General features: G+C 72.4%; 8 protein-coding genes and 1 pseudogene. 8 read left to right on the forward strand and 1 reads right to left on the reverse strand.

Going from position 1 to position 8,637, the window contains the following annotated elements; genetic code table 11:
* The 7 genes and pseudogenes from Q1N79_RS13265 to Q1N79_RS13295 form a co-directional block, all read left to right on the forward strand.
* A pseudogene (locus Q1N79_RS13265) lies at nt 1-299 on the forward strand (N-acylglucosamine 2-epimerase); the annotation flags it as partial.
* A gap of 102 nt (nt 300-401) precedes the next feature.
* On the forward strand, nt 402-1,772 hold the full coding sequence (locus tag Q1N79_RS13270; RefSeq protein WP_300608874.1) for a C40 family peptidase: 1,371 nt from the start codon (nt 402-404) through the stop codon (nt 1,770-1,772).
* Nucleotides 1,773-1,919: 147 nt separating this feature from the next.
* Complete coding sequence (locus Q1N79_RS13275) at nt 1,920-2,576, forward strand: hypothetical protein (protein WP_300608876.1); 657 nt, start codon at nt 1,920-1,922, stop codon at nt 2,574-2,576.
* A 157-nt stretch (nt 2,577-2,733) separates the two neighbouring features.
* Nucleotides 2,734-3,495, forward strand: coding sequence for an isoprenyl transferase (locus Q1N79_RS13280; RefSeq protein WP_300608878.1), 762 nt, complete (start codon nt 2,734-2,736; stop codon nt 3,493-3,495).
* 248 nt (nt 3,496-3,743) lie between these two features.
* The gene (locus tag Q1N79_RS13285) at nt 3,744-5,048 is read left to right on the forward strand and encodes a PhoH family protein (protein WP_300608880.1); all 1,305 of its coding nucleotides are present in this window, start codon (nt 3,744-3,746) and stop codon (nt 5,046-5,048) included.
* A 10-nt stretch (nt 5,049-5,058) separates the two neighbouring features.
* A complete protein-coding gene (locus Q1N79_RS13290) occupies nt 5,059-6,165 on the forward strand; it encodes a glycosyltransferase family 2 protein (protein WP_300608882.1) in 1,107 nt (368 codons plus the stop codon).
* A 22-nt stretch (nt 6,166-6,187) separates the two neighbouring features.
* Entirely contained in the window at nt 6,188-7,564 is a 1,377-nt protein-coding gene (locus tag Q1N79_RS13295) for an aspartate aminotransferase family protein (protein WP_300608884.1), read from the forward strand.
* On the opposite strand, the gene ispD is transcribed toward Q1N79_RS13295, so the two are convergent.
* A complete protein-coding gene (gene ispD / locus Q1N79_RS13300; RefSeq protein ID WP_367185066.1) occupies nt 7,542-8,249 on the reverse strand; it encodes a 2-C-methyl-D-erythritol 4-phosphate cytidylyltransferase in 708 nt (235 codons plus the stop codon). The genes Q1N79_RS13295 and ispD overlap by 23 nt on opposite strands.
* Nucleotides 8,250-8,373: 124 nt before the next feature.
* Here ispD and Q1N79_RS13305 point away from each other — a divergent pair.
* Nucleotides 8,374-8,637 (forward strand): hypothetical protein (locus Q1N79_RS13305; RefSeq protein ID WP_300608886.1); only part of this gene is annotated, 264 nt, incomplete at its 3' end.

Genomic DNA, 8,637 nt, shown 5'->3' on the forward strand with positions numbered 1-8,637 from the left:
ACCCGCGCGCGGCGGGGCAGGGCCTGTCGGTGGCCGAGGCGCTGCTGTCCGGCCCGGCCGAGATCGCGATCATCGGCCCGGACGACGACCCGCGCACCCGCGACCTGCTGCGCACCGCGCTGCACCTGGCGCCGCCCGGCGCGGTCTTCGCGATCGGCTCCGGCGGGACGGAACCCGTCCCGCTGCTGGCCGGCCGCGGCCTGGTGGCCGGTGCGCCGGCGGCATACGTGTGCCGGGGCTTTACCTGCCAGGCCCCGGTCACCACGCTGGCGGCACTGCGGGACACGCTGCGGCGTTAGCGGGCCGCGGGAGGGATCCGCCCGGTGAACATGCGGTATCCGCGCGCCGAACAGCCCGCCCGCGACTGGACGAACGGCCGATTATTACGGCATCGTGGGGCTGTGCACCTGACCGACGGAGGCGGCCGGCGCATCGCGCGGGCGATCAGGCGCTGCGAGCGGCGGCGGTTGGTGTCGGCGGGTGTGGCGCTGCTCGCGGCGGCGGGAACGCTGGCCGGGGTGCTCGTCGCGGTGATCACCGGCGCGCCGCGCGGTCAGCCGGACTCCGCAGGCGCCAGCCACGCCCACGCGAGTCACGGGTCGGCCGCACCCGCCGCGCTCTCCCTCTTCGACCTGCCCAGGGTCCGGCCGTCCACCGGGGACGTGCCGGTCGCCCCCGGGCTGACCCTGGGGACGGGCGGGCACCTGCTGTCGGGCTCGGCCGTGCCGGCCGCCCGGCCGCCCGCGTCGCATCCGGCGGTGGCCCCGCTGCGCCGGCTGTTCCAGGCGGACCTGCTGATCGTGGCCCCGTTCTCGCTGTCCCACGAGCTGGCCGCCGCCATATCGAAGCTGCCCGGCGTGACCGCGACCGAGCAGATCGAGGCGGTGCGGATGCGGATCAACGGCTCGTACACCGCTGTCCTCGGGGTTGACCCGTCGGTGTTCCGCTCGTTCGCGGCACGGCCGACCGCCGCCTCGGACGCGCTCTGGGACGGCGTGGCCGACGGCGGGATCGCGGTCTCCTACACGATGGGCACGCTGGACAAGCTGCCGCTCGGCGGCACGGTCGTGGCGGCGGGGCGAAGGACGCAGCGGCTGCGCGTCGTGGCGTTCGGCACGATGGGCATCGGCGGGGTGAACGCGGTGGTGTCCGACGCGGTCGCCCGCGCGCTCGGCGCGCCGGCCGGCAACGCGATCGTGGTCAGCGTCCGCAGCGGCGACTTCGCCGCCGCCGCGGCGGCGGCGGGACGGCTGATCCCGCGCGGTGCCAGCGTCGAGAAGCTGGTCTCGCTGGTCACGATCGGCGCGAGCGGCCAGGACAGCGGCATGGCGGGCGACGGGCCCGCTTCCGCGAGCGGGGTGCCCGCCGCGCAGACCGACCTCATGCTGCAGGCCGCGATGAGCCGCCTCGGGATGCCGTACGTCTGGGGCGCGGCCGGCCCGACGTCGTTCGACTGCTCAGGCCTCGTCCAGTGGTCGTTCGCGCAGGCGGGGATCGTCATGCCGCGCGTCGCGGCCGAACAGGCGCTCACCGGGCCGGCCGTCCCGGTGAGCCAGCTTGAGCCCGGCGACCTGCTGTTCTACCACACCGATCCCACCGCTCCCACGTACATCTCCCATGTGGCGATCTACCTCGGCAACGGGTGGATGATCCAGGCGCCCGAGCCGGGCGAGGACGTCGAGGTGGTCCCGGCCGACTTCGGCTCCGAGTTCGCCGGCGCGGTCCGGGTGAACGTCGCCGAGGCCGCCGCGGTCGCCGCCAGCCTCGCCTGACCCGCCTGGTTCCCGCCAGCAGCCCAGAGGCGGATGGCGCGCAAGTGACCACGGATGCGCGTGATACCCCGCGCGGCCGCCCGCTGCCCGCGCTCGGTAAACGCCTCACGTGTTGACCGGCGCAGGTGGCGGTGTAAGCATGATTACATGCATACAGCGCAAGACGACGACAACGGGGGCGGGGGCGGCATCGGCGAGCAGGTGCGCGGCTGGTTCGCGGGCCGGCTGCCGGACGAGTGGTTTACCGGGCCCCCGGAGGTGGTGGTCGACCGGGAGGAGATCACGGTCGTCGGGACGCTGCCAGCGCCCGCCAGCGCCAGCGCCGCCAGCGAGGCCGCCAGCGCCGCCGGGGCCGAACGCGCGGCCGGGGCCGCCGGGGCCGCCGAGGCCGAACGGGCCGCCGCCGCCGAGGGCAGGATCAAGCGGTTCCGCGAGGAGACGCGGGCGCGGCGGATCGACATCGCGCGCGAGGCCGAGCACCGGTTCCGGCGCAAGGTCGCCTGGGGGGTCCGCTGCGGCGACCGCGGCGAGATGTTCACCACGCTGTCCGTCCCTGTGATGACCCGGCTGCGCCAGTCCGAACGGCGAGTGCTCGACACCCTCGTGGACGCCGGCGTCGCCCGCAGCCGCAGCGACGCGCTCGCCTGGTGCGTGCGGCTGACCGGCGAGCACTCCGACGCGTGGCTGACCGAGCTGCGCGAGGCGCTGCGCCGGGTCGAGGAAGTGCGGTCGCAGGGGCCGGGCGGGAGCACGGCAGGGAACGCCGGCGCGGCCGCCGGCGCAGCCGGCGACGTAGCTTCTTAGCCAGTACTGAACGAGCCTGACCGGACGCTGCGGGCTGCCTTCGAACACCCGGGGGACGCCACGCGATGTTGCCCTCGTCGGATACGGTGACTAGGGAAAATCAACGTGGCGAGCTTGGGTGCGCGCGAGCATGCCCGAGCGCGGGGAAGGTCGGTTCATGGGACTGCGCGACCTGGCGTACCGGCTGTACGAGCGCAGGCTCGAGGCGTCGCTGTCAGGCAGGCCGATACCCCGGCATGTCGGCGTGATGTGCGACGGCAACCGGCGCTGGGCCCGCATGGCGGGCCACGCGGATGTGAGCAAGGGCCACCGCAAGGGCGCCGACAAGATCGTCGAGCTGCTTGCCTGGTGCAAACAGGCCGGCGTCGAGGTGGTCACGCTGTGGCTGCTGTCCACCGACAACCTCAGCCGGCCCAAGAAGGAACTCGAGGCCCTGCTGCCGATCATCGAGGACACGGTCAACGGCCTGGTCGACGAGCAGTGGCACGTGAACCCGATGGGCGCCCTTGACCTGCTGCCCGACCACACCGCGCGCATTCTCAAGCAGGCCGCGGAGACGACCGCGAATAATCCCGGCCTGCTCGTCAACGTGGCGGTCGGGTATGGCGGCAGGCGCGAGATCGCCGACGCGGTCAGGTCACTGCTGATCGAGCACGCGAGCCGGGGTACCACGATCGAGCAGCTGGCCGAGGTCCTTGACGTCGAGCACATCGCCGAGCACCTTTATACGGCGGGCCAGCCCGACCCGGATCTGGTCATCCGCACGAGCGGCGAACAGCGGCTCGGCGGATTCCTGCTCTGGCAGTCAACCCACTCTGAGTTCTATTTCTGCGACGCCTACTGGCCCGCTTTCCGCAAGGTCGACTTCCTGCGGGCGCTCCGCTCGTATTCCGAACGCAACCGCAGGTTTGGCGTATAGGCAGCTCAGTTAACACGGCCGGGTACTTTCACGGGACCGAGAACACGGGTACCTTGAGTGGTGGCGGGCGGCTCTCCAGGTCGCCCCCGCGGGAGGCCCCCTGACGTCTGCACGTGCGACGCGAGGGCCGGTGCGGCCCTCGGAGGGCAGCCCCGGTCCATCCGACACGTCTCCCCCCGTTATCCAGGGGCCGGGCGTGTCCTGTCCGCGGCGCCGGTACCCAACTCCGGTCGCCCAGGGGAGTATGCGTGGCCAACTCTGTGCACCGTCGTACCTATGTCCTCGACACGAGCGTCCTGCTCGCCGACCCGGCCGCCTGCACGCGATTCGACGAACATCACGTCGTGCTGCCGGTCGTGGTCGTCACCGAGCTTGAGGCGAAGCGTCACCATCCTGAGCTGGGCTACTTCGCCCGCCAGGCCCTCCGGTACCTCGATGACCTCCGGATCAAGTACGGTCGCCTGGACGCCGAGCTTCCGGTCGGACTGCTCGGCGGCACCGCGCGCGTGGAGCTCAACCACATCGATTCGCAGGTCCTCCCGGCCGGTTTCCGGCTCGGCGACAACGACACGCGAGTCCTGTCGGTCGCGCGCAGCCTCGCCGACGAGGGCCACGACGTGGTCCTGGTCAGCAAGGACCTGCCGCTGCGGGTCAAGGCGGCGTCCATCGGGATCGAGGCGCAGGAATACCGGGCAGAACTGCCCGTCGATTCCGGCTGGACTGGCATGGCCGAACTGTCCGTCACCAACGGCGAGGTAGAGGAACTGTACGAGCACGGCGTGCTTGACTGCGAGGCCGCCCGCGATTTCCCCTGTCACACAGGGCTCGTGCTGCACACCGGCAGCGCGAGCGCACTGGCCCGGGTCCGCCCGGACAAGAAGATCCAGCTGGTCCGCGGCGACCGTGAGGCGTTCGGCCTGCACGGCCGGTCCGCCGAACAGCGCGTGGCCCTCGACCTGCTCCTCGACCCGGACGTGGGGATCGTCAGCATGGGCGGCCGGGCGGGGACGGGCAAGTCGGCGCTGGCGCTTTGCGCCGGCCTCGAGGCGGTCATGGAGCGCCGCCAGCACCGCAAGGTCCTTGTCTTCCGGCCGCTGTACGCGGTCGGCGGCCAGGATCTCGGCTACCTGCCAGGGTCCGAGGCCGACAAGATGAACCCGTGGGCCCAGGCGGTCTACGACACGCTGTCGGCGCTGACCACGCGGGACCTGATCGACGAGGTGCTCGCGCGCGACATGTTCGAGGTGCTGCCGCTCACGCACATCCGCGGGCGCTCGCTGCACGACGCGTTCGTGATCGTCGACGAGGCGCAGTCGCTGGAGCGCGGCGTGCTGCTCACCGTGCTGTCGCGGATCGGCACCGGGTCCCGGGTCGTGCTCACGCACGACATCGCGCAGCGGGACAACCTGCGCGTCGGCCGCCACGACGGCGTGGTCGCGGTGATCGAGAAGCTCAAGGGGCACCCGCTGTTCGCGCACGTCACGCTCACCCGATCGGAACGATCCGCGATCGCTGCGCTCGTTACCGACCTGCTGGAGGATCCCGCCCTCTAAACTGCAAGCCGTGACAGGAGTCATGGATCAGGATCAAGATCGTCATTCCGAACGGACCGTCGCGGCTGCCCCGGGCAGACAGTTCTCCCCGGGGGAGCCAGCGACGCTCCCGGCGGTCTCGGTGGTGATGCCGGTCCGTGACGAGGAAAGGCACCTCGCGGACTCGGTCAGGCGCGTGCTCGCGCAGGACTACCCGGGCGGCTTCGAGCTTGTCCTCGCCGTGGGCCCGTCCAGGGACCGGACCGAGCAGCTCGCCCGCCAGCTCGCGGCCGCCGACCCCCGGATCATGGTCGTGGCCAACCCGTCGGGGCGGATCGCGTCGGCGATGAACGCCGCGATCAAGACCGCACGGTACGGCGTGATCACCCGGATCGACGGGCACGCCCTGCTGCCCGACGGCTACCTGCGCACGGCCGTGCGGACGCTGCTTGAGACCGGGGCCGCGGACGTCGGCGGCGTGATGGCCGCCGAGGGCGTCACCTCGTTCCAGCAGGCGGTGGCGTGGGCGATGACCTCGCCCGCCGGGGTCGGCGCGGCCGCCAACCACACGGGCGGGGCGGCCGGCCCCGCCGACACCGTGTACCTGGGCGTGTACCGCAGGGAGGCGATCGAGCGGGCCGGCGGCTACGACGAGACCATGCTCGTGGCCGAGGACTGGGAGCTGAACTACCGGATCAGGGCCGGCGGCGGCCTGATCTGGTTCACACCGGACCTGCGGGTCACGTACCGGCCGCGGGCCAGCCTGCAGACGCTGGCCAGGCAGCATTTCCGCTACGGCTGGTGGCGCCGCGTCGTCGCCCGCAGGTACCCGGAGACGGTCAACGCGCGCTACCTCGCGGCGCCGGCCGCGGCGGCGGTCAACCTCGCCGGCGCTGCCCTGGGCATCGCCGGGCTCGGGCTCTGGGCAGGGAATGCGCCGGCGGCCTGGCACTGGCTGCTGCTCGGGTTCGCCGTCCCCGTGGTGTACCTGGCGGGGATCACGGCGGTGTCGGCGATGCTCGCCCGCGAGCTGCCGGCCGCGGTGCGGGCGCGGGTGCCCGTGGTGCTCGCCACCATGCACATGTGCTGGGGCGCCGGGTTCCTGTGCAGTCCGCGCCGCCTGGTCCGGCGGCGCTGACCCCCGGCCGTACAATGCGGCAATGGGTTTCGATCTAGGCGCTGAACTCGCGGCCGTGCGCGGCCAGGGCTACGACCTGCACAGCCGGTACCTCAACCCGCAGCTGCCCCGCACGCTGCACGCGATCGGCTTCGACAAGATCTACGAGCGGGGCGAGGGCGCCTACCTCTACGACGCGGAAGGCAACGCCTACGCCGACTTCCTGGCCGGCTTCGGCGTGTTCGCGGCCGGACGCAGCCACCCGGTGATCCGCAAGGCGCTGCACGACGCGCTGGAGGCGGACTTCGCGTCCTGGACCCAGTTCGACTGCCCGCCGATCTCCGGCCTGCTCGCGCAGCGGCTGCTGGCGAAGGCACCGGGACTTGACCGGGTGTTCTTCTGCAACAGCGGCACCGAGGCGGTCGAGTCGGCGCTGAAGTTCGCGCGCCACGCGACCGGGCGCGGCCGGGTCGTCTACGCCGTGCACGCGTTCCACGGGCTGACCGCCGGGTCGCTGTCGGTGAACGGCGCGGAGGAGTTCCGCAAGGGCTTCGGGCCGCTGCTGCCCGGCACGCAGATCCCGCTCGGGGACCTCGGCGCGCTTGACGCCGAACTGCGCAAGGGCGACGTCGCCGCGATGATCGTCGAGCCGGTCCAGGGGCACGGCGTGCTCATGACGCCGCCCGGCTTCCTCGCCGCGGCGGCGGCGCTGCTGCGCAAGAACGGCGCGCTGCTGATCTGCGACGAGGTGCAGAGCGGGTTCGGGCGCACCGGGACGTTCTTCTCCTACCAGCACGAGGAGGACGTCCGCCCGGACATCGTCACGGTCGCCAAGGCGCTGTCCGGCGGCTACGTGCCGGTCGCCGCGATGCTCGCGACCGAGAAGGTGTTCGGCTCTGTCTACTCCTCGATGGACCGCGTCATGGTGCACAGCGCCACGTTCAAGGGCGGTCCGCTCGCGATGGCCGCGGGCCTGGCGACGCTGTCGGTCATCGACGACGAGGGCCTGGTCGAGAACGCCGCCCGGGTCGGCGCCGCCCTCCGGTCGGCCCTCGAGGGCCTGGCCGGCACGTACGACGTCATCGCCGACGTGCGCGGGCGCGGGCTGATGATCGGCATCGAGTTCGGCCGGCCATCGTCCGTGCGCGCCCGGGCCGGCTGGGCCATGCTGCAAAAGGCCCGGGTGGGGCTGTTCGCGCAGATGGTCGTCGTCGCGCTGTTCCAGCGGCACCGGATCCTCACCCAGGTCTCCGGCGACCACATGGAAGTGATCAAGCTGATCCCGCCGCTGATGATCGGCGACGCCGAGGTCGCGCTGTTCACCGAAGCCCTGGACGACGTCCTCAAGGACGCGAGCAAGGGGTCGGGCCTGATGTGGGACTTCGGCCGGACCCTGATCAAGCAGGCTGTTCGCTCCTGAGCAGGGCTTCGGCGATCGCTAGGTCCGAGGGGTACGTGACCTTGATGTTGCGCTCGCTGCCCGCGACGATGTGCACCGGCACGTCCGGGAGATAGCGGAGCACCACGCCGCAGTCGTCGGTGGGGACGAAAGCCGGATCCTGCGCCGCCAGTTCGTGCGCCCTGGCGATCACGGACAGCCGGAAGCACTGCGGAGTCTGGGCGCGGTGGAGGGTCTCGCGCGGCGGGACGTGGGACATCACGCCGTCCTCGGCGACCACGATCGTGTCCGAAGTCGGGACCGCCGTGCCCGCCGCGTCGTACTTGCCGAGCGCGGTGACGCAGTCCGCGATGATCTGCTGGCTGACCAGGGGGCGGGCCGCGTCGTGCAGCAGGACGCCTGTGGCATCCGGGGCGTGCCTGGCGGCCAGGTGGGCGATCGCGTTGCGGACCGAGTCCTGGCGGGTCACGCCCCCGGTGATGACGGCGCTGACCTGGTCCCCGGCCAGCCTGGCCGCCTCCTCCGCATAGCCGGGCGGCAGCACCAGCAGGACCTCGTCGACGCCGGGGGCCTGGGTGAACGCGCTCACGCAGCGCTCGACGAGCGTCCGGCCGCCCAGCGTGACCAGCTGCTTGGGCAGCGCGCCGCCGAACCGGTTGCCCGCGCCGCCGCCGAGCACCACCGCGACCACCCGCGTCACCGTCACGTCAGGGACTTTACCTGGTGCGCGCCTGAGTGGTTATTCACAAGCATCAGTGGGCACGTCATTACGCTGGGGAAACAACGCAGGTCATTACCCAGGGAAACGGAGTGCGCTGGGGAGGAGGCCGATGGCCGCGGAGGAGCTGGCCGCGCCCGCGGGCACCGCCGAGCCGGTCTCCGACCCCGTGGCCAGGGACGTCGCGCGCTGGGCCAGGTCACGCGAGCTGACGCCGGCCGCCCTGGGCGCGATCGCGCTTGGCTTCGGGGTGATCGCCGCGGTCTGGCTGACCGGAACGTCGCTGCACGCCGCGGCGATCGCGTACGCGGCCCTGCTCGCCGCGTTCGTGGCGGCCCGGGCCGGGCGCCTGCTCGCCGGCCGGCAGGCGGGCGCG

Origin of the sequence: Trebonia sp. (assembly GCF_030042015.1) — a bacterium.
Classification (GTDB): domain Bacteria; phylum Actinomycetota; class Actinomycetes; order Streptosporangiales; family Streptosporangiaceae; genus Trebonia.

Coding starts and splice junctions, on each gene's coding strand:
- Q1N79_RS13275 (WP_300608876.1), top strand. CDS start 1,920: ATGCATACAGCGCAAGACGACGACAACGGGGGCGGGGGCGGCATCGGC.
- Q1N79_RS13280 (WP_300608878.1), top strand. CDS start 2,734: ATGGGACTGCGCGACCTGGCGTACCGGCTGTACGAGCGCAGGCTCGAG.
- Q1N79_RS13295 (WP_300608884.1), top strand. CDS start 6,188: ATGGGTTTCGATCTAGGCGCTGAACTCGCGGCCGTGCGCGGCCAGGGC.